The organism is Peribacillus frigoritolerans (assembly GCF_001636405.1).
GTDB lineage: Bacteria > Bacillota > Bacilli > Bacillales > DSM-1321 > Peribacillus > Peribacillus frigoritolerans.
The window spans coordinates 1,337,016-1,361,075 of record NZ_KV440950.1 but is presented as its reverse complement, the minus strand read 5'-3'; the positions used below and the strand labels follow the sequence as shown (position 1 = coordinate 1,361,075).

Annotated in this window: 28 protein-coding genes and 1 riboswitch; of the genes, 10 read left to right on the top strand and 18 right to left on the bottom strand. The window is 39.1% G+C overall.

Features of this window, described 5'->3' with window-relative positions:
- Window positions 1-14: 14 nt before the first annotated feature.
- The 3 genes from A6755_RS06740 to A6755_RS26960 all read left to right on the top strand — a co-directional run bounded on the left by A6755_RS06740 (window position 15) and on the right by A6755_RS26960 (window position 1,737).
- The gene (locus A6755_RS06740; protein ID WP_063590187.1) at window positions 15-485 is read left to right on the top strand and encodes a FixH family protein; all 471 of its coding nucleotides are present in this window, start codon (window positions 15-17) and stop codon (window positions 483-485) included.
- Window positions 486-658: 173 nt separating this feature from the next.
- Entirely contained in the window at window positions 659-1,138 is a 480-nt protein-coding gene (locus A6755_RS06735; protein ID WP_063590186.1) for a hypothetical protein, read from the top strand.
- 422 nt (window positions 1,139-1,560) lie between these two features.
- Window positions 1,561-1,737, top strand: coding sequence for a hypothetical protein (locus A6755_RS26960; protein WP_156404343.1), 177 nt, complete (start codon window positions 1,561-1,563; stop codon window positions 1,735-1,737).
- 230 nt (window positions 1,738-1,967) lie between these two features.
- On the opposite strand, the gene A6755_RS06730 is transcribed toward A6755_RS26960, so the two are convergent.
- Window positions 1,968-3,167 carry a phosphoglycerate dehydrogenase gene (locus tag A6755_RS06730; RefSeq protein ID WP_034304108.1) on the bottom strand — a complete coding sequence of 400 codons (1,200 nt, stop codon included), beginning with the start codon at window positions 3,165-3,167 and terminating at the stop codon, window positions 1,968-1,970.
- 106 nt (window positions 3,168-3,273) lie between these two features.
- Window positions 3,274-3,352: riboswitch (ZMP/ZTP riboswitch) on the bottom strand.
- 167 nt (window positions 3,353-3,519) lie between these two features.
- Window positions 3,520-3,927 carry an ATP-dependent metallopeptidase FtsH/Yme1/Tma family protein gene (locus tag A6755_RS06725; RefSeq protein ID WP_063590185.1) on the bottom strand — a complete coding sequence of 136 codons (408 nt, stop codon included), beginning with the start codon at window positions 3,925-3,927 and terminating at the stop codon, window positions 3,520-3,522.
- Between the two features lie 147 nt (window positions 3,928-4,074).
- Between A6755_RS06725 and A6755_RS06720 the strand changes: the two genes are divergently transcribed.
- Window positions 4,075-4,590 (top strand): GNAT family N-acetyltransferase, encoded by a 516-nt coding sequence (locus A6755_RS06720; RefSeq protein WP_063590184.1) that lies wholly within the window; start codon window positions 4,075-4,077, stop codon window positions 4,588-4,590.
- Between the two features lie 63 nt (window positions 4,591-4,653).
- Here the strand turns inward: A6755_RS06720 and A6755_RS06715 are convergent, their stop codons facing one another.
- The 4 genes from A6755_RS06715 to A6755_RS06700 all read right to left on the bottom strand — a co-directional run bounded on the left by A6755_RS06715 (window position 4,654) and on the right by A6755_RS06700 (window position 6,890).
- Window positions 4,654-5,070, bottom strand: coding sequence for a VOC family protein (locus tag A6755_RS06715; protein WP_063590183.1), 417 nt, complete (start codon window positions 5,068-5,070; stop codon window positions 4,654-4,656).
- A gap of 108 nt (window positions 5,071-5,178) precedes the next feature.
- Window positions 5,179-5,670: a PTS sugar transporter subunit IIA gene (locus A6755_RS06710; protein ID WP_048687174.1), complete on the bottom strand. Its 492-nt coding sequence runs from the start codon at window positions 5,668-5,670 to the stop codon at window positions 5,179-5,181.
- Window positions 5,671-5,761: 91 nt separating this feature from the next.
- Window positions 5,762-6,151, bottom strand: a complete 390-nt coding sequence (locus A6755_RS06705) for an iron chaperone (RefSeq protein ID WP_134402096.1) — start codon at window positions 6,149-6,151, stop codon at window positions 5,762-5,764.
- A 94-nt stretch (window positions 6,152-6,245) separates the two neighbouring features.
- Window positions 6,246-6,890, bottom strand: coding sequence for a hypothetical protein (locus A6755_RS06700; RefSeq protein WP_063592470.1), 645 nt, complete (start codon window positions 6,888-6,890; stop codon window positions 6,246-6,248).
- A 199-nt stretch (window positions 6,891-7,089) separates the two neighbouring features.
- Here A6755_RS06700 and blaOXA point away from each other — a divergent pair, with 199 nt between their 5' ends.
- The gene (gene blaOXA, locus A6755_RS06695; RefSeq protein ID WP_063590181.1) at window positions 7,090-7,881 is read left to right on the top strand and encodes a class D beta-lactamase; all 792 of its coding nucleotides are present in this window, start codon (window positions 7,090-7,092) and stop codon (window positions 7,879-7,881) included.
- Window positions 7,882-8,028: 147 nt separating this feature from the next.
- Here the strand turns inward: blaOXA and A6755_RS06690 are convergent, their stop codons facing one another.
- From A6755_RS06690 to A6755_RS06665, 6 genes are all read right to left on the bottom strand, one after another.
- Window positions 8,029-9,786, bottom strand: a complete 1,758-nt coding sequence (locus A6755_RS06690; protein WP_063590180.1) for a SulP family inorganic anion transporter — start codon at window positions 9,784-9,786, stop codon at window positions 8,029-8,031.
- Window positions 9,787-9,802: 16 nt separating this feature from the next.
- Window positions 9,803-10,396: a beta-class carbonic anhydrase gene (locus A6755_RS06685; RefSeq protein ID WP_034304115.1), complete on the bottom strand. Its 594-nt coding sequence runs from the start codon at window positions 10,394-10,396 to the stop codon at window positions 9,803-9,805.
- 338 nt (window positions 10,397-10,734) lie between these two features.
- The gene (locus A6755_RS06680; protein WP_063590179.1) at window positions 10,735-11,469 is read right to left on the bottom strand and encodes a PepSY domain-containing protein; all 735 of its coding nucleotides are present in this window, start codon (window positions 11,467-11,469) and stop codon (window positions 10,735-10,737) included.
- Between the two features lie 28 nt (window positions 11,470-11,497).
- On the bottom strand, window positions 11,498-12,841 hold the full coding sequence (locus tag A6755_RS06675; RefSeq protein ID WP_063590178.1) for a sensor histidine kinase: 1,344 nt from the start codon (window positions 12,839-12,841) through the stop codon (window positions 11,498-11,500).
- A complete protein-coding gene (locus tag A6755_RS06670; RefSeq protein ID WP_034304119.1) occupies window positions 12,838-13,539 on the bottom strand; it encodes a response regulator transcription factor in 702 nt (233 codons plus the stop codon). Before A6755_RS06670 ends, A6755_RS06675 begins: the two co-directional genes overlap by 4 nt.
- 273 nt (window positions 13,540-13,812) lie before the next feature.
- The gene (locus tag A6755_RS06665) at window positions 13,813-14,145 is read right to left on the bottom strand and encodes an NUDIX domain-containing protein (protein WP_244889730.1); all 333 of its coding nucleotides are present in this window, start codon (window positions 14,143-14,145) and stop codon (window positions 13,813-13,815) included.
- 225 nt (window positions 14,146-14,370) lie between these two features.
- On the opposite strand from A6755_RS06665, the gene A6755_RS06660 reads away from it, so the two are divergent.
- Complete coding sequence (locus A6755_RS06660; protein ID WP_054399744.1) at window positions 14,371-14,586, top strand: hypothetical protein; 216 nt, start codon at window positions 14,371-14,373, stop codon at window positions 14,584-14,586.
- Between the two features lie 258 nt (window positions 14,587-14,844).
- On the opposite strand, the gene A6755_RS06655 is transcribed toward A6755_RS06660, so the two are convergent.
- A complete protein-coding gene (locus A6755_RS06655; protein WP_063590176.1) occupies window positions 14,845-15,150 on the bottom strand; it encodes a hypothetical protein in 306 nt (101 codons plus the stop codon).
- Window positions 15,151-15,810: 660 nt separating this feature from the next.
- On the bottom strand, window positions 15,811-16,518 hold the full coding sequence (locus A6755_RS06650) for a DNA alkylation repair protein (RefSeq protein WP_063590175.1): 708 nt from the start codon (window positions 16,516-16,518) through the stop codon (window positions 15,811-15,813).
- Window positions 16,519-16,982: 464 nt separating this feature from the next.
- Here A6755_RS06650 and A6755_RS06645 point away from each other — a divergent pair, with 464 nt between their 5' ends.
- A complete protein-coding gene (locus A6755_RS06645; protein ID WP_063575227.1) occupies window positions 16,983-17,600 on the top strand; it encodes a cell wall hydrolase in 618 nt (205 codons plus the stop codon).
- A gap of 244 nt (window positions 17,601-17,844) precedes the next feature.
- Here the strand turns inward: A6755_RS06645 and A6755_RS06640 are convergent, their stop codons facing one another.
- The 4 genes from A6755_RS06640 to A6755_RS06625 all read right to left on the bottom strand — a co-directional run bounded on the left by A6755_RS06640 (window position 17,845) and on the right by A6755_RS06625 (window position 20,488).
- Window positions 17,845-18,063 carry a hypothetical protein gene (locus tag A6755_RS06640; protein WP_034304131.1) on the bottom strand — a complete coding sequence of 73 codons (219 nt, stop codon included), beginning with the start codon at window positions 18,061-18,063 and terminating at the stop codon, window positions 17,845-17,847.
- Window positions 18,064-18,484: 421 nt separating this feature from the next.
- Window positions 18,485-18,889, bottom strand: coding sequence for a YbaN family protein (locus A6755_RS06635; protein ID WP_063590174.1), 405 nt, complete (start codon window positions 18,887-18,889; stop codon window positions 18,485-18,487).
- 188 nt (window positions 18,890-19,077) lie between these two features.
- Window positions 19,078-19,722 carry an MBL fold metallo-hydrolase gene (locus A6755_RS06630; protein WP_063590173.1) on the bottom strand — a complete coding sequence of 215 codons (645 nt, stop codon included), beginning with the start codon at window positions 19,720-19,722 and terminating at the stop codon, window positions 19,078-19,080.
- 220 nt (window positions 19,723-19,942) lie between these two features.
- On the bottom strand, window positions 19,943-20,488 hold the full coding sequence (locus tag A6755_RS06625) for a TetR/AcrR family transcriptional regulator (protein WP_063590172.1): 546 nt from the start codon (window positions 20,486-20,488) through the stop codon (window positions 19,943-19,945).
- Between the two features lie 235 nt (window positions 20,489-20,723).
- Here A6755_RS06625 and A6755_RS06620 point away from each other — a divergent pair, with 235 nt between their 5' ends.
- The 3 genes from A6755_RS06620 to A6755_RS06610 all read left to right on the top strand — a co-directional run bounded on the left by A6755_RS06620 (window position 20,724) and on the right by A6755_RS06610 (window position 23,975).
- On the top strand, window positions 20,724-21,791 hold the full coding sequence (locus A6755_RS06620) for an alpha/beta hydrolase (RefSeq protein WP_063592469.1): 1,068 nt from the start codon (window positions 20,724-20,726) through the stop codon (window positions 21,789-21,791).
- A 426-nt stretch (window positions 21,792-22,217) separates the two neighbouring features.
- Entirely contained in the window at window positions 22,218-22,784 is a 567-nt protein-coding gene (locus A6755_RS26955) for a cyclophilin-like fold protein (RefSeq protein WP_063590171.1), read from the top strand.
- Between the two features lie 24 nt (window positions 22,785-22,808).
- Window positions 22,809-23,975, top strand: a complete 1,167-nt coding sequence (locus A6755_RS06610; protein WP_063590170.1) for an MFS transporter — start codon at window positions 22,809-22,811, stop codon at window positions 23,973-23,975.
- Window positions 23,976-24,060: the final 85 nt, after the last annotated feature.

Genomic DNA, 24,060 nt, shown 5'->3' with positions numbered 1-24,060 from the left:
GGGTGGCTTTTGCCGTGAAAAAAAATATATGCATTTCTTTCATCTTTATTTTCAGCATATTGCTAAGTGCGTGTTCACTTGAAAAGGATGTCACTGATCTATACAAAGAAGAAACACCGCTTGAAGCCGAAATAATTATACCAGCATCCTTTTCAGCTAATACACAGGAGACCATAAAGGCTGTGCTTACTAAAGGTGGTAAAATGGTTGAAAACGCAGATTTTGTTCATTTTGAGATATGGAAACAAGATGGCTCGCTCAAATATAGTATGGAACAGGCTGAGGAAAAGGGAAATGGTACTTATACTTTAAGTAAAAACTTTGATAGTGATGGCCTATATTATATAAAAGTACATGCTAGTAACGATGATTCAATCATTATGCCTCAAAAACAATTTATCGTAGGAAAACTGTCTGAAAGTGAATTGGAATTCTTGCAAAAAGGAATCCAAAAAAAAGCAGAAAGTCATGAACATCATCATTAAAAATTCATAAAAAATCCGGTTTTCAATTGAAAATCGGGTTTTTTTTGAATCTGAGAGAATGCATTTACAGTACTTCACCTATGTTTATTAAATTATTCTGCTCGTGCTGCATATACTGCTTTAAACAAGGAATCTTCCTCGGAACATAAACAACATTAAGGGAGGGCATAGCATTGGTAACTTCACAGGGAACTGCTTCGGTTACCTTTCCATTCCCATCTATATGGGGTATCCACTCTTCAATAGCTGGCAGAACGATTATTTGGGGCACATTTTCCATTCATTCCATTATAGATAATAGGGTGGTTGGTACGGTTAATTTTCGCGGCAGACCCATTCCGATTAATGGATTTTGGAATGAAAACACCAAACAAATCGCATTTGATTCACCTTATGCCACATTCTCTGGCAACTTAACCATAATCGATGATCAACAGAGCAGAATTCGGCATTTCATTCTTCAAGGACGTTTTCTTATGAAACCTCCCTCTCTGCAAGCAGGTGAGTCTGGATCGTGGATTGCCACTACAGATATAGCTCTGAATCAATTTCCTGTTAGCAATGCTTATACCGGGCAATTGCCTCCTGTTGGAGCTTTTTTAACATCTAATTTCCTTCATCAGCACCAGAATTTTTTGGGAAGAACAATATAGGGTCATCCTTTTTTTGTAGACAGGGTGTTTAAGATAGATAATCGTCTCTGGATTAGGGGCATTCTTTTACTTAGATGCGCGGAAGTGAACGTAGGCAAGGAGGCATACAAGTGATTCCATTGATTCAGGTTCGCAGCACGTTGCTTCACTGGCGTTCAGCTGATTGCAATGCTTCCCCGTCTTGGTATCGTTTTGCCTATTTGAGATAGTTATTTTGGTAGATAGGTTATGAAGCCGATCATAAAAATGGGAATATGGATTGACAGCATTTTCCCTGTACTTCATACTATTGTATCAATAGAAGTGACAGAATATTTGGTTAATTAGGAGGGTGAAGCTATGAAATTAGCAGATGTTCTAGCAGAAAAGGGTTTTCAAGTGGCTCAAGTATTAATATTTGAGGATAACTGGGGGTATGACATGTGACTAAGCACAGAATCCTTTTAAGCATTCCCATTTTGCTATATGGAATGTACATATTTGTTGTCATTCAAAGTGATAAAGATGTTCCACTTTATTTGCATCTCCTATTCGCAATTTACTTGATGTTTTTTGTACATTATGAAGATAACACAGAAGGAAAGCATGACGGATTTTGAGAATTTCGAAGCTAAAGCAATCCGTGATAGAAGACGTTTTGACTTCAGCTGAATGTATCGAGCTGCCCACAGGCTGAGTCCGTTGTAATCCCTAGGTTGTTAACACGTGAGCCATGTTTAGTATGACCACCCCAATATTTATTCCAAAATCATTAATAAAGCCTAAAAAAGCCTCAACTCCTTAAAGGAATTGAGGCTTTCACTATTTATCAGTTTTATTTTGGTTCCAATTAGATGATACGAGTTGTAACGATGCCTTCGATTTGTTTGATTTGATCTTCCAAGGCAGGAATGATATCGCCGTTTACTTCTCCATCAATGTCGATGATCGTATATGCATATCCCCCACGGCTTCTGTTAACCATGTCAGCGATGTTCAAATTAAAGCTTGATACAGCCAGCGTGATTTGCCCAACCATGTTCGGAACGTTTTCGTGGAAAGTTGCCACACGACGGTTTCCTGTAAAAGGAAGGGAAGTATTCGGGAAATTCACAGAGTTCTTGATGTTCCCTGTTTCTAAAAAGTTCTTCAACTGACGAGCTGCCATGATGGCGCAGTTTTCCTCTGATTCTAGCGTAGAGGCACCAAGATGCGGAATTGGAACGACATTTTTCATTTTCAACACGTTTTCATTCGGGAAGTCAGTAATGAACTTGCCTACTTTTCCGCTTTCAAGTGCAGCTTGCATATCATTTTCATTCACTAGCTCGCCGCGTGAGAAATTCAAGATATGTACGCCCGGCTTCATGATGCTGAATGTTTCTTGGTTAAACATTCCTTTTGTGTCGTCAGTTAATGGAACGTGTACTGTAATATAATCAGATTCTGCAAACAATTCTTCAATTGTCATGGCGCGCTGTACATTGCGGGATAAGTTCCAAGCTGTATCAACAGAGATGAACGGGTCAAAGCCAATGACATCCATGTCCAAATCAAGCGCGTCATTCGCTACAAGTGCACCGATTGCTCCTAAACCGATTACGCCAAGAGTTTTTCCCTTGATTTCTTTACCAACGAATTGTTTCTTTCCTGCTTCGACAAGCTTCGGAATTTGTTCCCCTTCGCCTTCTAGCGTCTTTGTCCAAGCCACACCGGCAAAAAGGTTACGAGATGAAGCCATTAATGTCGTTAGCACCATTTCTTTTACAGCGTTTGCGTTAGCCCCAGGTGTATTGAAAACGACAATTCCTTGCTCAGTGCATTTGTCGACCGGAATATTATTGACTCCAGCCCCTGCCCTTGCGATTGCTTTTAACTGATCGCCGAATTCCATAGTATGCATATTAAAGCTGCGAAGAACGATCGCATCAGGGTTTTCACTATCATTGTCGACTTTAAAATCGCCTTTATTGAAAACATTCAGCCCGCTTTCGGCAATATTATTTAACGCTTTGATCGTTTTGACTTTTTCTAAAAGTATTGTGCTCATTTTGTTAGCTCCTCTTTTGATTATGATGTTTTTGAAATTTCAAAATATTAACTTTAAACCTTTACTATCTGTTAATATACAGAAAGAGGCAAGGGATAAAATCCCTTACCTCTGCCCAGGCGAACGGCTACGACACTATGTGTTCCCTCACGGTTATCCGTGTTTCGCCAGTTGCACATAGTCTTTTTCATTTATTTTATTCTATCAAACTATTCAGCAATCTTCAATACCATTTTAAAGGTTTATCTCTTTTTTTGCAGAAGCCATAACTCAATAGAAATATCGACGAAACTTGCAGTTTTATCTCCGAAAATGGGAATATATCGTCGAAAACTATCTTTTTATTATAACTCTAAATAGTAATAAGACTAAAAACAGGAAGGAAATGATCATGAACGTAATGGTCGTTGTAAACAGGGTGACCCATCCGCTTGCCTCTTTGTATGGTGTAAACTCCATTTTTTATATCATGTTCCTCTGCAGCATTATTCATTCTATCTAGCGAAGTTTCACTATTTGGGACAGACGCGACAAAGTATTGATCCTTTTTATACCCTGCCAGCCGACCGCTTATTTCTATCACACTTTTTCGCTGCTCCACCTCTATTAATGTCACTTTTCCATCCGCTAAATTTGTAAAAAATTCATCGTCAGTTAATTTCTCAGTCGGTTCTTCGTCATTATTAAAAACCAGCAAAACCCCCAAGATAGTCAAGAAGCTTATTAAATAAAATATTTTACTACGGAAAATCTGTTTCATCTCATTCCTTCTCTCACATTAAACAAACTATAGGAAATAGTAACATACAAAGTTAATTATTGGAATATCTCGGGCCAATTAGTTGCTAATTGGATAATATTAGTAAAAAATAGGAAGTATAGCAAACTTAAAAAAGGAGGAAACACTATGCTAATAAGAGAGGCGACGTTGGCTGATGCGGAAGGGATAGCGAAAGTCCATGTGGATTGCTGGCGGACCACTTATAAAGATATAATGCCGAGTGAATTTTTAGATGAACTTTCTTATGAGAAAAGGAAAGACATATGGATAAAGAATATAACTAGTAATGGAAATCATGTTTATGTCGCAGAAAATAACGAAGGAAAAATAGTAGGATTTATATGCGGAGGGAAAAGGGAGACGAATCAAGTTGAGGATTCGGGCGATTTAACTGCGATATATATCCTCGAAAATTCACAAAGAATGGGAATAGGTAAGAAACTCATCAAAGAATTATTCTTTAAATTCGAAGAACTGGGATTCAAGACAATTTTCGTAGAGGTGCTTGAAGATAATAAATCTCGATACTTCTATGAGGCATTTGGTGCTGAATTGCTTAAAACCGAAAAAATCAAAATTGCTGGTGCTGAATTGAACCTATTGGTTTATAAGTGGAAAGACATTAGCCCCGTATTGTTATGAATGAAATTCAGCTAAGATTGCTAGAAAAGGCACAATCCTTCGTGAAGGATTGTGCCTTGCTTTTTATTCTTGATTAAATCCGCTTTCGTCCATGTAAAATACTTCCCAAGAATGCCCGTCGATATCCAGAAAACTCCAACCGTACATGAAACCATGATCAATGGCTTCATTGAAAGGCTTTCCGCCAACATCCAGTGCCCTATTCACGATCTCATCGACTTCTTCCTTGCTTTTAACGGACAGGGCGACGATGGTTTCCTTACTCGCTGCAGAATCAGGGATTTCCTTCTTGGTAAACGTTTTAAAGTAGTCTTCCACTAACAACATGACATATATGGACTCACTTATAACCATGCATGTCGCATTTTCATTGGTCATTTGCTCGTTAAACTCAAAACCGACCTTTGTGAAAAATTCTACTGAGGCATCCAAATCTTTAACAGGCAAGTTTACAAAAATCTTTTCTGCTTGAACTCCCATCCAATTCACCCTCGCTTGATTTTATTTGTTCACTCACCTACTATTCGCTGCAATTTTCGATTTTCCTGCTTGCAGCCTGAAAGGAGAGGTCATCATGGAATCTTTCTTTCACTTCAGATAAACACTCATGATCTCCGTATCGTTAATAGTTGCTTGTGTATTATTTGTTTTTTCCAGTTTTTCAACCAGCTCGCCATTCGTGACAACGATCGGAGTAACGATGCTTGGAGCGTTGGATTTTAGAAAATCGATATCAAATGTCACAAGCTTGTCTCCTGCTTTTACCCTTTGCCCTTCTGCGACATGGACTTCAAATCCTTCGCCTTTAAGGTTAACTGTTTCCAATCCAATATGAATCAACAATTCTATGCCATTCTTCGTACGGAGGCCTAGAGCATGTTTAGTATGAAAAACCTGGATCACTTCTGCATCGATTGGAGATACGACCAACCCTTCCTCAGGAAGAATCGCTATTCCGTCCCCCATCATTTTCCCGGAAAACACCGGATCCGGAACATCTTCTATTTTTATTACTTGTCCGTTTATAGGAGCAAGCAGTTGTTCCACACTTTCTTTTTTACTGAATAATTTTTTGAACATATTATTTCCACCTTTCTCTTTCGGTCCTTAAATCCTGGCAGCTCATACTCTCATATATTAAGCATTTTGTGAATTCTGATAATAATCGATGTTATTTTTTCTTTTGAGATTTGCCTACTGCTTTTTTCTTTTTGTTCGCTTCCACTCTAAATATAACCATCTCGGTTATTAATTCATAAGGAATTGGCTTGTTTAGTGGAAACTGAACGGCCCCTTTTGAACATTTATATTCAGATAAGGCAGATTCAAACGCAGAGATCGCGCTTGGAGTTGGATAGAATCCTATATGTTTTTTATAGGCAGCGAAATGTACTAGATTTCCATATAAAACAAAGGTAGGCATTTGATAACTTATCTTCTCTTCTGCATCCGGTGCTGCATCCTTTATGACTTTTCTTAACGTTTTTAATATCTCCTGAACTTCCTCGGGAAATTGTATGATATATTCATCAATTGAATGAAATGTATTGGTTCCCACCATCATTTCTCCTTTCAGAACCCCAAACTACAATACTCTTATTATAACATTCTCCACCCGCTAACCCCCGGATTGAACCCTTTTGTATTTCGCTAGCCTATTTTTTTAAAAACTCTTCCATTCTATTCATTACACCTTCCAGCACGATGATCGTCCTTGAAGTATCGAAAGGTTCAATATCCAAGGAATGATTTGCATGCGGGATTTTATTCATGCTTATGTTCGGTTTATTTTCAATCGCTTGAATTTTATCTGGAATATAATGATGACCTTTTTCACCAACAACTATATGTGCTGAATGATTGCAGCTCAATACCCCATCAAAAATCGAATCGAACTTCAATAGCGGCGTCAGCAAAATCATTTTGGCATTCGTAAACCGCTCACTTTTCATGATTCCGTTGATGATGGGGATGGTGCCAAGTGATTTGCCTAGAAACACAGTTCCTTGATATTCATGATTTTGAAGCACTTCCGTAATGACGGGATTGATATCATTAACGATCACTTTTGTGATATCCACCAATGGATGCTTGAATATATCCTGGTCGTAGGCGTAATGAATATGCACGACATCATACTGATTTTGAAGCATGATCATCGTCGAATAATAGAATAGCGGCTTCTCATACGTGTACCCCGCACCCGAAAACATAAAACAAACGGCCGGACTTCCGGTTTCAATATGTGTGTATGTAATTTCTTTTTCATTACTATTTACTTTTCTTTGGTTAACCTCCATGATAGATTCCTCCCATTCCATCGTTTGCTCTATATATTCATTAGCTACCCGCTGCATTCCTCCTTAATCGATACTATCTAGATGGAACCCAAGAATAAGGTTTCGTTTTTCATCAGGAATAGGTATACTTTAGCTATCAACCTATTTTATGGAAATTATTTGATGATCGATCAATCCATGCCTTAAAGGAGAGTGTGTAATGAAAATCAAAACGTTATGTTTCATTCTTGTCCTGCTAGTCACTGGTTCCATGAGCACGATTCATGCAAGTGCTAACGATCAAAAGGTGAAAGAACTGGATATCGGGGATTCCTTCGATGGTGCGGAAGGCACGATGGTACTCCAAAACTTTAAAAATGATAAGGTATTTATCTATAATAAACAGAGAAGTAAAGTACGCTACACACCAGAATCGACATTCAAAGTGGCGAATGCATTAATCGGTTTACAGACAAAAGCGGTGAGCGATGAATATGAAGTGAAGCGCTGGGATGGCGTAATCAGGGAATTTGAAGATTGGAACAGAGATCATACGCTTGCTTCAGCCATGAGGCATTCCGTGATTTGGTATTATCAAGCAATGGCCCGCGATATCGGGGCGGAAAACATGCAGCAGTATGTGAACCTGCTCGATTACGGCAATCGTGATATCTCCGGCGGGGTCGATCAGTTCTGGCTGGACAGCAGCATAAAGATTTCCGCCCGGGAACAAGTCCAATTCATGGAAAAGCTTGTAGAGGAAAAGCTGCCTATCGATAAGCAGCATATGAGAACCGTAAAGAGAATCATGATCAATGAAGAAGCGGACTCATATGTCCTCCATGGAAAAACCGGTACACGCCTTTCTGATATGGGATTGGGCTGGTATGTGGGGTACATCGAAACGGACAAAGGAAAATGGGCCTTCGCAACGAACATGGACGGCAGCGGAAGCAAAGCCAAAACGATTACGCTTGAAGCCCTGAAAGAGTTGGAAATCATAGAAGAATAAACGTTCACGCATGCTCTTAATTAGGGCATGCGTTTTGTATTGTCTTAAAGAAATCTGATAAACCGTGGGTAATAGGCGGCACAGACTTTATAATCAAAGAAAAAGGACATCCGCCAAAAGCAGATGCCTTTTTCTTCTTGACGGGAGTCAAGTTAACCCTATCTCCCTTTTTCTGCTTTGTTTTAATAACGCAGGCTTTTGAACTTGCTGTGAGAGTGCGGTACATTCAGCAAATGAAAACTGTTTACACCCTTTACAACGGTTCTCATCCAGTTTGGATAAAGCTTTATTGATGGCATCACCCGTACTGGAAAAGAACTGTTCCTCACCAACCAGTTCAATAAATCCGGTTTTTCTCAGCATTTCTTTAGGTTCCTGTTGAATTCCTGAAATCAGAACTTGTAGATTATGAAACTTGAATTGCTTCACGATGTCGGTTAGCAGTGCTTCCCCCGATGTATCGATGAAGGACACATTGCTCATTCTTAATAGGAGGACTTTTGGTTTTGATCGCATTATTTCCTCGATTTCTTCTTGCAGCCTTTCGATTGTGCCAAAGAATAAAGGTCCTTCTATCGTATAAATGTTAATCTGCGGGCAGCTTGAACCTTGTTGCACCATTTCTGGTTTAACTAGTTTATCAGCTGGATCTGGTAATACCTTTGATAATTTCAATGTACCGCTCATCAGTTTAACGAACGATAGAATGGCTAATAGTAATCCGATCCCGACGCCTGTTGTCAGGTCAATCACTACGGTTAACACGAAGGTAACGAGCAATACGACCGAGTCCATGGTTTTGGCTTTTAAAATATGCGAAAATTCTTTGCGTTCGCTCATGTTCCATGCAACAAACATAAGAATCGGGGCCATGCTGGCCAAAGGAATGGCCGAAGCATAAGGCGCCAAACTGACTAACACCAGCAATACCACCAACCCATGAATCACGCCTGATATGGGGGAGACTGCACCGTTTTTAATATTCGTCGCAGTACGGGCGATGGCACCTGTAGCCGGAATGCCTCCAAATAAAGGCGTAATCATATTGGTCAATCCTTGTCCCATCAGCTCTTTATTGCTGTTATGTTTACTGTTGGTCATGCCGTCTGCCACTACAGCGGATAAAAGTGATTCAATACCTCCAAGCATGGCGATGACCAAAGCAGCCGGAAGGAGTTCAATCACCAGACCGCCAGTGATATGGGGAAACTGAAAATGGGGCAATGTATTAGGAATGGCGCCATATGCCGATCCTATGGTCGCTACCTGACCTGGAAAGAATAAGCTGGCGACAAGAGTTGATACAATCAATCCCAGCAATGCTCCAGGGATTTTCGGTAAATATTTTGGAGTTAATATGACGAGAGTCAGACTTATGCTAGCTACCAGTACACTATAGATATTCACTGTATTGAAGTTCACTAAGATTTCTTTCATATTTAAAAGAAAGACCTCTTCTTTTTTTAAGTTACTGAGTCCAAAGAAATTGGCAATCTGCCCCGAGAAGATGATCACGGCAATTCCAGCTGTAAAGCCGATGGTAACTGGACGCGGAATAAACTTGATGAATCTTCCCAGTTTGAAGACACCTAAAAGAAAAATCATGATACCTGCCAGGAAACCGGCGATTAACAGTTTTTCATATCCGAACTGCATGACCACCCCTAACAAGACCGGGACAAAGGCTCCAGTCGGGCCTGCAATTTGATATTTCGATCCGCCAAAAAGGGAGACCATGATTCCTGCAATAATCGATGTGTACAGTCCGTATTCCGGCCTTACTCCAGAAGCAATGGCAAAAGCCATCGCTAAAGGAATCGCTACTATCCCAACTACAACCCCGGCAACCAGGTCTTTCTGAAAATGGCCTAAGTTATATCCTTCAAACCTGCTAGAACTCTTCATTTTATCGCTCCTTCTTTTATTGAATATGCATTTCTTCCTTGCTGACAATATTGCTATATCCATCTATGATTCGATCCAGTTTACCCGTTTCGGGATGGATGACCATACCGTGGACGGCAATGGAATCCGGTAATAATGGATGGTTTTTGATCAAATGGACACTATTCCTTACACTCTCCTCAACGCATTGAAAGCCTGTCAGCCACTTTGATAAATCAATACCAGAGTTTGTAAGGAGATCAATTTGCTCCTGGCTGATTTTCTTCTCCTTTGCGGCATCAAGCAGTGAAGAGGATTGAAGCCCCACCATACCGCATCCGTGATGTCCGATCACACACACTTCCTCCACTTTCAGCTCATAAATGGCGACAAGGATACTGCGCATAATGCTGCCAAATGGATGAGAAACAATGGCTCCGGCGTTTTTAATGATTTTCGCATCTCCATTTCTTAACCCCATCGCCTTTGGAAGCAATTCCAATAGCCGGGTATCCATGCACGTTATGATGACGATCTTTTTATCTGGATACTTTGTCGTTTGAAACCTTTCATATTTGTTTTGATCGACAAACGTCTTGTTGTAATCCAGAATGCTAGAAATAACTGACATTACTGATTCCCCTTTCTCTTTGCAAAACTTTGTTAAGGTGTAGAAATATGATGGAGTGTTTTATGTACAATAATCCAGATGCCTTTCATCCACTCGCTTCTTTGGCTCTGTTTTATCATTTGGTGCTTTATTCCATGTTAGAGATAGTTAATTAGAGTTAAATGATAGAAGGATTAGAAATTGGTGAGAATTATTACAGTTCCTTCTCTTTTTTTTTGCATTTTTCTTACTCACCAAAGCCAAAAAGGGTGATGCATATTAGACAGCTAATAGCATCACCCTTTTTTTTGCTTTATTCAATTTACGTCTTGATAAGTAAACCCTTATGAGCCACTATTTTATTCAGGGCCATCATTATCGTTCTCTTCGTCATCTTCCCATGTGATTGTTTTTACTTCCTTCGTGTAGCCGTCCACTTGAACGACTGCGTCTCGATCGTCCTCCAATTCAACTTCGACCAAATAATAAGGTGTCTGATCTAGAGGTTGATAAAATTCTGTATCGTCACCTGTTCCTTTTACATGTTTTTCGGCAATCGCAATTGCTTCGCTTTCTGTAATGATACTATCTGCCACCAGTGTCGAGTCAATTATAGCTCCTGTATATGGATCGAGTATCAAGGTGATTTTTTCGTTATTCTTATTTACCACTGCTTTATAAAAGGAGTTGTCTTTCTCCTGTACAAAATCAATTTGTTCCAGGTCACCTTGTGAGGAAATACGCGTCTTTATTTCGTTTTGGGTCAGTTGCTTTTGAGGTATTTTTTCCGTAGTCGCTTCAGCTGTATGACCTATGGTTTCTTTTTTTATAGAACGGACTTCCCCGCTTTTCGCATCCATCCTAATTTGATAGACCCCGGTTTCAAGCTGCATTTCAATCTGATATTCTTCACCTTCACTTTTCGTTGTCTTCATAATGGTTCCAGGAAATTTATCCTTTGCTGTCTGGTTCACTTCTTCTTTCGTCAAACTTTCCGCGGATAATGATGGAGCCCACCATTGAAATCCGACGAATGATAGCAGACCAAAAACGAGAGTCGATCCGGCTGTTATCAGCACTTTTCTAATCTTCATCGTATCCCCCATCCAACATCATTCTGGCTTAATTAAATAAAAGTGTAACGATCGTTCCCCTGCCTTCGAGACTGTCCATTTCAATCCGCACATCTATTGCATCAGCAATTTCCTTTGCCACGGAAAGCCCCAATCCTGATCCGCCTTGCTTTCTGTTTCTAGCTTTATCTACACGATAAAAACGATCGAACACTTTTGGCAATTCAGCCTTTGGAATTCCATCCCCTCTGTCTTCGATGCGGATATATGATTCATTACCTGTTTGTCCTATGTAGACGGAGATTAGCTCGTCACTATACTTTCTGGCATTGTCTAAAAAAATAAACAAAAGCTGTTTTAACTTTTGAACATCCGTTACTGCTTCAATTGCATCGCCACTATAAATCTCCACTGTCCGATTGTACGCATTCTTATATACTTTCGCTAACTCTGCCATGATATCGGTCAGATTGACGTTTTCCTTCTCTATATTCCATTTTTCCTGATGCTTTGCAAGCAGGAGCATTTGCTCAGTCATCTCTCTCATTCTAATGGCTTCAGAATGAATGGCCTCTATGGATTCATCAAACAAATCAGGACGCTCCAACCCTTTTCTCTTCAAAAGGCTTGCATAGCTTTCGATGACAGTTAGCGGTGTTTTTAATTCATGTGAAGCATTCGATACGAATTGCTCCTGTTTTTCGAAGTTGGCCTGCAGTAAATCGATCATGTGATTAAATGTTTTTCCCATTTCCACAAGCTCATCCTTTGATTTTTCTTCTAGGCTAAGCCGCTTAAATTGGCCGCTAGTTTGAATTTCCTTCATCGTATCGATCATCGATCGAATCGGACGGGCGATGAAGTTACTAAGAATAGTGCTTGATATCAGAACAGGTATCATGGCAATGATGGTTACTGCGATTAATACGATGCGCAGAACAGCGAGCATTTCTTCGGTTGCTGACATGCTTTTGGTGATTTGAAGATTAACTACACTTCCATCCCCCCAAACGATCGGGTTTGAAACGAATACATACTTTTTCTGCTGATAAGTGATGATCTCGCTCTTCTCACCGGGGTAAAAGCTGCTATTTCGATTGCTTAATTGTTTTTCAGAATTGGATGTAACAGCTGTTCCTTTTCGTTGACCTTCGATTACGATACCAATCATGCCATCTATAGGCAGATAGGCTCGAAGTAAATCATTTGGAGATATATTATTAACATTTTCACTAACATCAAAGGCAATTTTCCCTGTCTCCGCTTTCGCACGATTCATTTCATTCACCATCATCAGATTACTGAAAACAAAATAAATGGAAACATTCATCAAAAGCAGCAGGAAAATGAATAACACCGCTGTATATAAGTTTATTTTCTTGCGAAGTCTCATTTTGCTTCCTTCATGACGTAGCCAACGCCTCTTACGGTATGAATGAGCGGCGTTTCAAAGCCATGTTCGAGCTTTTTGCGAACATAACGGATATACACATCCACAACGTTTGTTTCTCCCTGGAAATCATACCCCCAAACCGCTCCCAGAATTTGATCACGGCTTAGCACCTGACGCTTATTCTTCAGTAAATATAGAAGTAAATCATACTCCTTTGGCGTTAGTTCAATATGGCTATCACCTCTAATGACTTCGCGTGTTTTGACATTCACTTTTAAATCGGCAGTATTTAGCCATCCACCGATTTCAGCTTCCATTGAAGGTGCTGCAGGCCGCATTCTTAAAACCGCACGAATTCGGGCAAGCAATTCCTCAATTTGGAAAGGTTTGGTGATATAGTCATTCGCGCCGAGATCAAGACCGGAAACTTTATCTTCAACCGAGCCTTTTGCCGTTAACAGGATGACAGGAGTGATATTATTCTTCGTTCGAATTTTCCGAAGCAGCTCGATCCCGCTTATACCCGGAAGCATCACATCCAATAAGATCAAATCCCACTTTCTTGATTGATATGCCTCAAGGGCCTCCTTGCCGTCCATTGCCTTGCCGACTTGATAGCCTTCGATTTCAAGCTCCAATTCAAGCAGCCTTAAGATCTTTTCTTCGTCTTCCACGATCAGTACTGATTCTTTATTCATTTGGAAGACCTCCTTTTGTGTGGGACTCTCCCCATTTATGTATTCTGTGAAACAACGATACTACAGATGGAATAAGATGAAAATAGTGTATTATGACGAGATTAATAGGTGTATGATTTGCTTCCGGCGAAGTGTCCCGCTAAAGGTAATCCTGCAAAACAATCTTTCAAAACTACCGAATCAATTTAAATAGCCATATTCTTTTCGAAAGAATATGGCTTAATTTATTCACTCTTTTAGCTGATTCATCGCGCCCGTTTGTTGAACAAGGCTTCAATTAATATCCCCTAAATAAACTGGAGACTTTTCATGATTAACATGCTGTATGATATATTTCCTTAGTTCTTTAGGATATATCCTATACTGAAGTAAATCATTAATATGTATCCATTCTACCCCTACTTGGTGACTACCTGGATTGGTAGGCGCTTTATTACTTTTTTCCTTTACCAGGTTGCAAACAAAATAGTATTCAACTTGGTGAACATGAAAATCGAATGAAGAATGCTCGTGGTTTTCTATATACTCACGAATATGAAGCAGCTCTCCAATCTCCACTTCTTCTCCAACCTCTTCCATGCACTCTCTTAATAATGCGTCATGAATGGTTTCACCATGTTCTTGTCCACCGCCGGGGAAAAGATAAAAACACCCATCATCATCTTGATTTTTTGTGTTAATAAAATCTTATTTCCACCCATTGTTGAAGAAGAACATCCTTTGACCCATAATTTTTATCTATAAAATTAGAGAATATCGAACACGGGATAAGTTAAGGTGCATAAAATAGGATTGTGATATTTATCTATATTTTTGAAAGGATGTAATATTGTGTATCCTTCTTACACTAACCCACACCATCTCAAACAAGAAACATTGTCACAGGTTGGCCCTTGGGTACAGTATGGTTTAAACGAAGCTCAAAAAACATCTGTCCCTCATGCAATGATGGAAATTGCAGCTATTGCCTATCTGATGGGTAAAGGATATGATCCAAGGATGGCGCATCAAATAGTCGAATCATGGGAAGTTAATGAAATGTTTTAACTGCTGTAGCAATAAAGATTAATCAGTACTCTTTAACCCCCATATTAAATAAAAAATATCCATTTTGAAAAAGGTTTGTTCAAAATGGATTTTCTTGTGATTCATTATTCAGTTGCTTACACTGTTAAGGTCCACAAAAAAAATCAGGCACCTGTAATGGATGCCTTTAAATAGTCGAGCTATCTAGTGATTCGTTTACTTCATAGAAGTTTTTAAGATCTAGTTTAATACTACTCTAAAAACACCCGAAAATGGGTCTTATTTTAAACGATAAATTTTACTCGGTCTTCCTCGAGAAGAATAAGATTCCTCACCAATGATTTCTGCTAAGTTAACTTCACATAAACTTACTACAATGCGCCGTGCATTGCTTTCATCCCAATAGAGATGTGTTGTTAAATCTTTTATTGTAAAATCTTTCAATTTCATTCTGTTGACTAAAGCATACAATTTATTATAATTTTTCACACTTATTTTAGCCTTTTTTAGTTTTTCCATAAAATTCTTGTCATCTATCCGGTAAGAAAAACGTAATTCTTCCTCTTCACCTGCAGACTCAATCATTGTTCCATCCTCTTGTACAATGACGATGCCCTTGTCTGACTTTTCTTTTGAAAGTTGGATGGCACGTTGAGCGTTTATTTCTGCTGAGTGAAGTGTTTGCCCATATCCAATACCTACATGACTTCAAGTATCATTCACCCCACATTTAGTGTGCAATGGTTCATCAACAAGAAAAAGGCTGCCTAAGCAACTCCCAGACTGTAGACAAACTCGATGAAGAAGAACAAGTTCGTCTCAATTTTTATTTAGGTTTATAAAACCTAGAACGTCGATTTTCACTCCAGGCACTCGCTTTCCGCGGGCGGTCCGGGAGCCTCCTCGGCGCTTTTGCGCCTGTGGGGTCTCCCCATGACGCGCTTTTCCCGCAGGAGTCTCGCACCTTCCGTTCCAATCAATCCTGTTTTGAAATTTAGATAAAACCCCTTTTGTCTACAAACTCAGACCCAAAGTAACTCCCTTATTGAAAAAAACACACGTTAGTTGATGAAGATGTAACCATTAAAATCATCGTGAAGAATATACTTATTATCCTCTAAGGATAAAGAATATACTGAACAGCCAATTTCTAATTCTTTATATTCAACACCATAATCAATGTTTAAATAATAGTGCTTTACACATTGATTTTCCTGGATTATCCTTCATTTTGCAAAACCAATTTTAACATCTTACATGCTTGCGTTTAAAACCAAGCCTTCCTCTACCGACTTCTTTTTGAATACTTTCGTATGCATTTAGAAAACTGGTTTTTTTCTTGTCCCGTTTGACTTCTACGATCCCTATTGCCTTTGCGGTCTCGACTGCCTTTTCATGGAGCGGCAAATAGGAAATCCCCACGGTGTATAGAAAATTATTCATGGCGGATTTCGTTCGTACTGGCGATTCGTGAATCGTATTCTTCACAAGGTCCAGCATATCGGAAATTTTGCTTTCTGAAAATTCAACGTCTTTTCGATTCCCCAATAGCCAACAGTAGCAACTCCAGCCCGCTGACATTCTCAGCTCTTCACCGCTTGCAATCCATTTATCGGATACTTCTTGTGCAATATCTGACTCCGATAAAGTTACAGCCACTACATAATCGGACAGCATATAAAAATATGCAGCATCCATCCAACGATCATAATCAGACTCCGTCATGGCTTTTGGGTCTGCAATGATGCCTGCAAAGTACATTGCATCATAGTTGCCTGTCGAATAAAGCTCTTCAGCCAAATCCTGATTTATTTTTATTTTCCTTACAATTGGTTTCATGGCACCTGTCGCCACGCCAAAAAGCGGCTCATGCGCACCATTGGATATGTACATTTTTTTAGTTCGTTCCTTGCCTAGGGCTTCAAGCTCCTGCATGACCATTTCTACATTCATCGTTAAGCACATCCTTCTATATGGAGTTTCCCCCTAATATTTTGCCCATCAAATATATATCCCCATTATCCTATAACAGACTGCCATTTGTCAGTATACTACCGTCTAAGCACCTGAGTGTTACGCAGGGTTCCACTTGTAAACTTTATAATTCTCGATGTTTTGTTGAACTATCCTGCCTCGATAGTTCCATAAGGGGTCTTGTAGCACCCCATCAAGTTAAAATTTCTTTACGCCCCAAAACGAAAAAAGCTATCTTCAGCAGCATATAGCTTAATTTTTCGTTTTGGGTATAATCCTTTTACTAAGCTTGATGGCGATAGGCGGTACCCAGAAAACAGATGAATTTGTCTGAAGACCCCCTAAAATTTTGGTTTAAAATAGTAATAATGTAATATAAATCTATTTTTCTTGTATGATAAGGTAGAATAGTAGGAAAATGAATCGAAGGGTGGTATTACTTGATGGTAAATGTAAAAAAAATGTCGTTTGTTATTTTTATTTGTTTCATGTTTCTTATACCCAATTCAATCTTTGCTCAAGAAGTTTTACACAATGGAAGTCAAGGACAAGCAGTTTATGACTTACAAGAAAATTTAAAGGAAATGGGTTACTTTAACAGGCAACCAACAGGGTATTATGGTTCAATTACTGATCATGCGGTGAAACAACTTCAACTAGATTCTGGAATATTGCCAGATGGAGTTTTTGGAAACCAAACACAACAAAAATTAAATAGTATTGAAATGATGGCCAGGGTTGTTCATGGAGAAGCTCGAGGAGAAACTTATGAAGGAAAAGTAGCTGTCGCTGCAGTAATTTTGAACCGAATGTCAGCGTCAGGTTTTCCTAAAAATACTTACGATGTTATTTTCCAGACAAATGCTTTTACAGCTGTACATGATGGCCAATATTATTTGACCCCAAATAGCCATTCTTATCGAGCTGTTATTGATGCATTACAAGGTTGGGATCCTACTCATGGTTCTGTTTATTATTATAATCCGATGTCGGCAACAGATGAATGGATTTTCACAAGGGAAACAGTCATTAGAATAGGTAACCACTTATTTGCAAAGTAAAGCTAATCTACATACATATTGAGGAATGATAGTTTCGTATTATAAATATCCCATATCTATGTCGTGGAGTATAGTTGAAAGGTCGGGCAGTAATTGCCCGCCCTTTTTGGCGGTACCCCAGAAGAAAACGGTTCCAGCCACTACGTTTGTTGAACTATCCTGCCCCTTTTGTAGAACTGATCGACATAGCTCTTTATAGAACCGAATTAACAAGGTTTTTACTAAAAATGCAAAGCCATGGACTTTACATCCCCCCACTTATAGGGGCTTTTTCATGGGTACCGATCAGGTATTGTCGGAATACATCATTAAAATATCCTACATCAATAATTGCTTTTTCTCCTTTATAAGGACATTGAATATGCGTCAGCTGAAGTGATTCATTTATGATGACCAAGTCTATTGCGTCTAATTCTTTTTTGCAGCACGAACATTTCACAGCTAGTAATTTTTCTTTTTCCATTAAAGAAGCCCCCTTTTATAAATAGGTATTCTTTATGTCTAGTTGCTAATCCTACCTGTTCACACAACCGTCAAAAATTCCTTTTTCCATTAAGTATTCAGTTGGTTCATCATAGCTTGTTTAACTAACCTGCTGCGATAGTCCCATAAGAAAAAGCTTAAAAAAAAGACGCTCTAACCTTCAGCTAACGCACCCATTATTAGCAAAAAAACCACCATTCGGCGCTCTGGTTCTCAACTTATGTACCTGTTTGTTGAATAAACTTTTATAATCCATTAACCTGGAATACCATCCTCATTAAAGCAAACGATACCTCCCTTCTTTACCAAATTTATATATATATTTTTTTATTATTGAAATATCCTCCTTCTTTAGAACCATGAGAAAAAGAGCTGCCGAAGCAACTCCTTTATTTGAAGGTTCAAAACGCTCTTTTTTCCGTACCGTTTCGATCAATTGTCTTAATTTTTTTAATGAAATAATAATGTTTGTAGAGGGCGAGTGCGACCAATAAGATTTTCACCAATAGGATGTCCACATAAAATACAGAAATCACGATGAAGAAATCGGCAATTAAATTGATTCTTATTTTCTCTCTTCGGGTCATGCCTTTTTTTTGCAGGAATGCTTCAACGTATTTTTCATATAATGAGGTGCTCTTGAACCAGTTTTCAATCGACTTGGAGCTTTTAGCAAAGCAAAAGGCAGCAAATAAGTAAAACGGACCGCCTGGCAGAACTGGTAACACAGTCCCTGCGATACCAATCAAAAGAGATATGGCCCCAAGAAGAAAGAATAGGATACTTTTTACTTTTTTTATTGTCATCACCTTTTTATTTATATTCTATCTCCTTATAACGTAAAGAGGAAGCTTAATTGATTCAATTCATTGATTAGTATCTTCCCTTTTTGTTCTTTAACTAACCTGCCCTTTCGTTATTTACAGGATCTCTTATCAATTCGCAACATTTTTTAGACATCGCAATCATTGTGATTCACATCGCAGCCTTATATTCATTCATAGAGCATGGTAACGACACCAGCATATTCCGGCAAATTTTCTTTGGAAATATCCAATGTCTTAACTTCTGTTGTTCGCTTTCCGGAAATCTGAAGAAACTTATCTACCTTTGAAAACATCAAGCCAACAACCGACAATGACTTTGTTCTATAATGCATGGGAATCGTAATAGTAGATTTCAATTGACGCATTACTTGAGTGGCTTCTAGGGCATTAATCGTGAATGTACCTCCTACAGGAATGATGAGAACATCCACTTTTCCAATTTCATTTAGTTGTTCTTCTGATAATAGATGCCCTAAATCTCCGCAGTGACAGATTGTCAGATCGTCCATTTGGAAACGATATATGATATTGGGGCCTCTCTTCTCGCCATTTACCTTGTCGTGAAATGTCTTAAATCCCCTAATTCTTACATCTTCGCGGATGTATTCCTTCGGCTCATTCACAAGCAAGTAATCACCTGTTGCAGCTTGAATTTTATTGTGATCGAAATGATTATGGGTAACGGCGACTATATCTGGTTCAATGCTTGGCATACGGTAACGGATGAAGCGATAATATGGATCAATAAGAATCGTGGTTCCTCTTTCGGATGTTAGTAAAAAGGCAGAATGTCCAAACCATTTTATTTTCATACTAAAATTCTCCTTACTATGCAATTGATTTGAAATCAAGCAACTTTTAAGGAACCTTGGACTACAGTTAAAAATATATTCCATTAATTATAATTCCACTATTCCTGTAATAGTCCTTCTACACCAATCTATCCCTTTTGTTCCATAAAAAAAGAGATGCCTTATAGACACCCCTTTTCTTACAGAGACAACTATCCCAGGTAAGTTTCTCATTAGCTAGTTATACAATCCTCTCTAACAAATCCCCCACTTTTTCTGCCATGGCACGAGGTGGATAAGGCATTCCATTCTTTAACCACCATTCCACTACCCCTACGTAAGCATTTGCAACAAATTGAACAATTACATCTTCATTTTGATCGGCATTTTTCCCTTTTGTTATGTCCACATCTTTCTTGAACTCTTCGATATTGAACTTAAGGAACTGACTGCGAAAATATTGAGCTCCTTCACTCGCTAACATCGTCGAAAAGAATAAATAATTGCCCTTAAAGTATTCCATACAGTGTACAGTCGATTCTATATAGTCCATTTCAGTTGCCGATTCACAAAAATTACTCATGTTGTTTATATGTTCTTCCATGATTTTATCTAATAGATCAAATTTATCTAAGTAATGAAGATAGATGGTTCCTCGATTAACATTTGCTCTGTCTGCAATATCCTGAATGGTAATGTCATCAAAACTTTTTTCGGACATCAGTTCAATGAGAGCCTTTTTAATGGCTTCTTGGCTTTTGGTTATTCTTCTGTCTACTTTCGGCATGGTTTGGTCACCAAACTTTCCTAAAAATAATCAACAATTTTTATTGATTTGTTGAGTAATCAACGAATTGCGTTCATTTAACCATTGAGAGCATCCTGTTTCTATTTAATAATTATAAACAGATGTTGATTAATCAATCAATGAGGATTTCTTTTTGAACGAGGGCAATGTACACCATGATAGTCACAAAAGAATTTTTTTCAAAACAATAATAAGAAAGGGTGTTGTTTTAAAAATGAAGAAAAAAACGATTATCAGGCGTGTACTCACAGTGTTAGCACTGGGCTTGCTTTTATCCGCGACCGGCGTTTGCGCTGCATACACGCCGGACATGTCCAATGGGGCAGACAATTTTTACAAGAGCAACGAGGTAACCATGAAGAAGGTTGAGTTTAAAAACCAATACAACATGAATGTCGCAGGGAACCTTTTCATACCCAAAAGTTTGAAAAAGAACACCAAAAATCCCGCGATCATTGTCGGGCATCCTATGGGCGCAGTAAAAGAACAGAGTGCGAATTTGTATGCCACTAAAATGGCTGAACGGGGATTTGTTACTTTGTCCTTGGATTTGTCTTTCTGGGGAGAGAGTGAGGGTCAGCCCCGCAACGCAGTTTCGCCGGATATCTATGCCGAGGATTTCAGTGCTGCGGTGGATTTCCTAGGCACCCGGCCATTTGTTGACAGAGATCGGATTGGTGTTCTCGGGATTTGCGGCAGCGGGAGCTTTGTCATCAGCGCAGCCAAGATCGACCCACGCATGAAAGCCATTGCGACAGTCAGTATGTACGACATGGGGGCCGCCAACCGTAACGGGCTTAAACACTCGCAGACTCTTGAGCAGAGAAAGAAGATTCTCGAAGAGGCATCGGAGCAACGCTATGTGGAGTTCACAGGCGGTAAAACCAAATACACCAGTGGGACAGTACATGAACTGAATGAAAACTCAACGGCGATTGAACGTGAGTTTTATGACTTCTACCGCACTCCAAGAGGTGAATTCACTCCCAAGGGCACATCGCCGGAACTGACGACACACCCTACTCTGACCAGTAACGTCAAGTTCATGAACTTTTACCCGTTCGAAGACATAGAGACGATTTCCCCACGCCCGATGCTTTTCATCACGGGTGAAAACGCTCATTCCAGAGAGTTCAGCGAAGACGCCTACAAGCTGGCGGCCGAACCGAAGGAACTCTACATTGTTCCGGGCGCAGGTCATGTGGATCTGTACGACCGGGTGAATTTAATCCCCTTTGATAAGCTCGAGTCCTTCTTCAAAGAAAATCTGAAGAAGAAATAAGGCCTGTATGGATCGCAGCGAGCTTTGCGTGCAATGTTACCTTGAGTGAAACCACTGTGTGAGTCCTGCAAATCTTGTCGGGACTCACATTTTTTTGTCTGAATGGAATTCCATACGTATGTAGATTTGAAGGATGTTGTTAATCCTTACCATATACTGGATTTTTAGTATGAAAGTAATTCCCTTTCCACGACAATGATATTCAACTTGGATTAATAGTCAGAGAAGCCAAGTTAGGATGGATTACAGAACAATAAAACGAAACTTGGAGGATGATTCCACTCTAAGGTTTTTAATTGACCACCTATCTATCATGGGAATCTATATTGCTGGGACACATTATGCTTTGAAATTTATTCAGAGGCAGGAGAAAAAAGTAGTTCAAAAAAACTGAAATAACTTTAGAAGTGAAGGGTGGGGATTTTAATGAAGAAGACCGTTCAACGGATATTGTTAACATTCATAGTATCTTCATTGTTTTTAACAGCTTGCAATAGTAGGACCAATGAAGAAAACACAAGCAACGAAGAAAATTTGACTATCAATAGTAGCAAACAAGAAGTGACAGCTGATGAATCAAACAATAGGGATAGCCAAGATTCTACAAGAGATAATGAAGGGGTAGATGCTATGAAAGATATAAGAATAAAATTAACACTTAACAACGGAGATGTCATTGTCAACATGTATGATAATCCAACAAGTAAGGATTTTTTATCATTACTCCCCCTTACATTAACATTTGAAGATTATGGAGGAACGGAAAAGATCAGTTATCCACCAAATAAATTATCTACTAAAGAGGCGCCATCAGGAATTGACCCTAAAATAGGAGACTTCACTTATTTTGCTCCATGGGGGAATTTAGCTATATTTTATAAGGACTTTGGATATTCAAATGGGCTTATTAAACTAGGGAAAATTGAATCTGGAAAAGAAAACATTGAAAATGTTCATGGTGATTTCACAGTTCATATTGAAAAAGTCGATTAAAGGAAGAGGTTTGGAGGAACTTTTTTGCAAAAACAAAATACCTTACTTATCTTTATATTAACCATCGGTGTTTTCGGAATCATCAATACTGAAATGGGGGTAATTGGCATCTTGCCTTCCATTGCCGATCACTTTCATGTCAGCATCTCAAAAGCAGGATTGCTTGTGAGTCTTTTTGCCCTTGCTGTAGCTGTATCCGGTCCGACTATGCCGTTATTATTTTCGGGGATGAACCGGAAGAAGGTCATGCTGCTTGTGCTAGGTGTTTTCGTTTTGGGGAACATCGTATCCATATTTACAACTAACTTTACCCTTGCATTAGTTGCCCGTATAGTTCCAGCCTTTTTTCATCCGATATACTGTTCATTGGCTTTTACCGTAGCGGCCGACTCCGTCAGCAAGGAGGAAGCCCCAAAAGCTGTTTCTAAAGTTTTTATCGGAGTATCCGCTGGAATGGTAGTCGGTGTACCCATCGTAAGTTTTATTGCTAATGCCGTTTCGATTGAAATGGCGATGGCATTCTTTGCGATTGTTAATGCGATTGTATTTCTTGCTACATTGATTTTTGTACCATCCATGCCTGTTGAGGAAAAACTTTCTTACGGAGCGCAATTATCCGTATTAAAAAAATCAATTACATGGCTATCCATTGTGGCTGTCATTCTATTGAACTCAGCCGTATTTGGAGTTTATAGCTATCTTACTGAGTATCTGAAAACTGTTACGAATATGTCTTCGAACACAATCAGTTTAATGTTACTCATTTACGGTGGTGCCAATATTATTGGAAACATCGCGGCAGGGAAGCTGCTTACTAAAAATGCGAACAAATCTGTAGTGATTTTCCCTTTTGCATTGGGATCAGTTTACATCATATTATTCTTACTTGGACAGTTCACCATTCCTATGGCTATCCTTACATTAATTTGGGGGATTTTAGCTGGTATAGGGGGTAATATCAATCAATACTGGATCATGTCTTCAGCCCCCGAATCTCCTGATTTCGCTAATGGACTATTTTTAACAGCGGTTAACTTGGGAACGACAATCGGTGCTGCAGCAGGTGGATTATTCATATCAGAGCTGGGGACACAATACGTGGTATTCGTGGGTTTACTATCATTGTTATTAAGTTCAGTAATGATTTTCCTAAGAAACTACAAGTTTACTCCTACACAACAACTTTCCTGAGTATGAAAAGGCTAGGCATGCCCACTGCCTAGCCTTATTAGCGATTCAGAATAACCGATTCATTTCAGGATTGCTGGAAAGAGGA

Bases quoted from the DNA above. Each gene is read 5' to 3' on its own strand.
- A6755_RS06730 (WP_034304108.1), bottom strand. From the start codon at position 3,167: ATGAGCACAATACTTTTAGAAAAAGTCAAAACGATCAAAGCGTTAAAT.
- A6755_RS06725 (WP_063590185.1), bottom strand. From the start codon at position 3,927: ATGAAACAGATTTTCCGTAGTAAAATATTTTATTTAATAAGCTTCTTG.
- A6755_RS06720 (WP_063590184.1), top strand. From the start codon at position 4,075: ATGCTAATAAGAGAGGCGACGTTGGCTGATGCGGAAGGGATAGCGAAA.
- A6755_RS06715 (WP_063590183.1), bottom strand. From the start codon at position 5,070: ATGGGAGTTCAAGCAGAAAAGATTTTTGTAAACTTGCCTGTTAAAGAT.
- A6755_RS06710 (WP_048687174.1), bottom strand. From the start codon at position 5,670: ATGTTCAAAAAATTATTCAGTAAAAAAGAAAGTGTGGAACAACTGCTT.
- A6755_RS06705 (WP_134402096.1), bottom strand. From the start codon at position 6,151: ATGGTGGGAACCAATACATTTCATTCAATTGATGAATATATCATACAA.
- A6755_RS06700 (WP_063592470.1), bottom strand. From the start codon at position 6,890: ATGGAGGTTAACCAAAGAAAAGTAAATAGTAATGAAAAAGAAATTACA.
- blaOXA (WP_063590181.1), top strand. From the start codon at position 7,090: ATGAAAATCAAAACGTTATGTTTCATTCTTGTCCTGCTAGTCACTGGT.
- A6755_RS06690 (WP_063590180.1), bottom strand. From the start codon at position 9,786: ATGAAGAGTTCTAGCAGGTTTGAAGGATATAACTTAGGCCATTTTCAG.
- A6755_RS06685 (WP_034304115.1), bottom strand. From the start codon at position 10,396: ATGTCAGTTATTTCTAGCATTCTGGATTACAACAAGACGTTTGTCGAT.
- A6755_RS06680 (WP_063590179.1), bottom strand. From the start codon at position 11,469: ATGAAGATTAGAAAAGTGCTGATAACAGCCGGATCGACTCTCGTTTTT.
- A6755_RS06675 (WP_063590178.1), bottom strand. From the start codon at position 12,841: ATGAGACTTCGCAAGAAAATAAACTTATATACAGCGGTGTTATTCATT.
- A6755_RS06670 (WP_034304119.1), bottom strand. From the start codon at position 13,539: ATGAATAAAGAATCAGTACTGATCGTGGAAGACGAAGAAAAGATCTTA.
- A6755_RS06655 (WP_063590176.1), bottom strand. From the start codon at position 15,150: ATGATTGAGTCTGCAGGTGAAGAGGAAGAATTACGTTTTTCTTACCGG.
- A6755_RS06650 (WP_063590175.1), bottom strand. From the start codon at position 16,518: ATGAATGTAGAAATGGTCATGCAGGAGCTTGAAGCCCTAGGCAAGGAA.
- A6755_RS06645 (WP_063575227.1), top strand. From the start codon at position 16,983: ATGGTAAATGTAAAAAAAATGTCGTTTGTTATTTTTATTTGTTTCATG.
- A6755_RS06640 (WP_034304131.1), bottom strand. From the start codon at position 18,063: ATGGAAAAAGAAAAATTACTAGCTGTGAAATGTTCGTGCTGCAAAAAA.
- A6755_RS06635 (WP_063590174.1), bottom strand. From the start codon at position 18,889: ATGACAATAAAAAAAGTAAAAAGTATCCTATTCTTTCTTCTTGGGGCC.
- A6755_RS06630 (WP_063590173.1), bottom strand. From the start codon at position 19,722: ATGAAAATAAAATGGTTTGGACATTCTGCCTTTTTACTAACATCCGAA.
- A6755_RS06625 (WP_063590172.1), bottom strand. From the start codon at position 20,488: ATGCCGAAAGTAGACAGAAGAATAACCAAAAGCCAAGAAGCCATTAAA.
- A6755_RS06620 (WP_063592469.1), top strand. From the start codon at position 20,724: ATGAAGAAAAAAACGATTATCAGGCGTGTACTCACAGTGTTAGCACTG.
- A6755_RS26955 (WP_063590171.1), top strand. From the start codon at position 22,218: ATGAAGAAGACCGTTCAACGGATATTGTTAACATTCATAGTATCTTCA.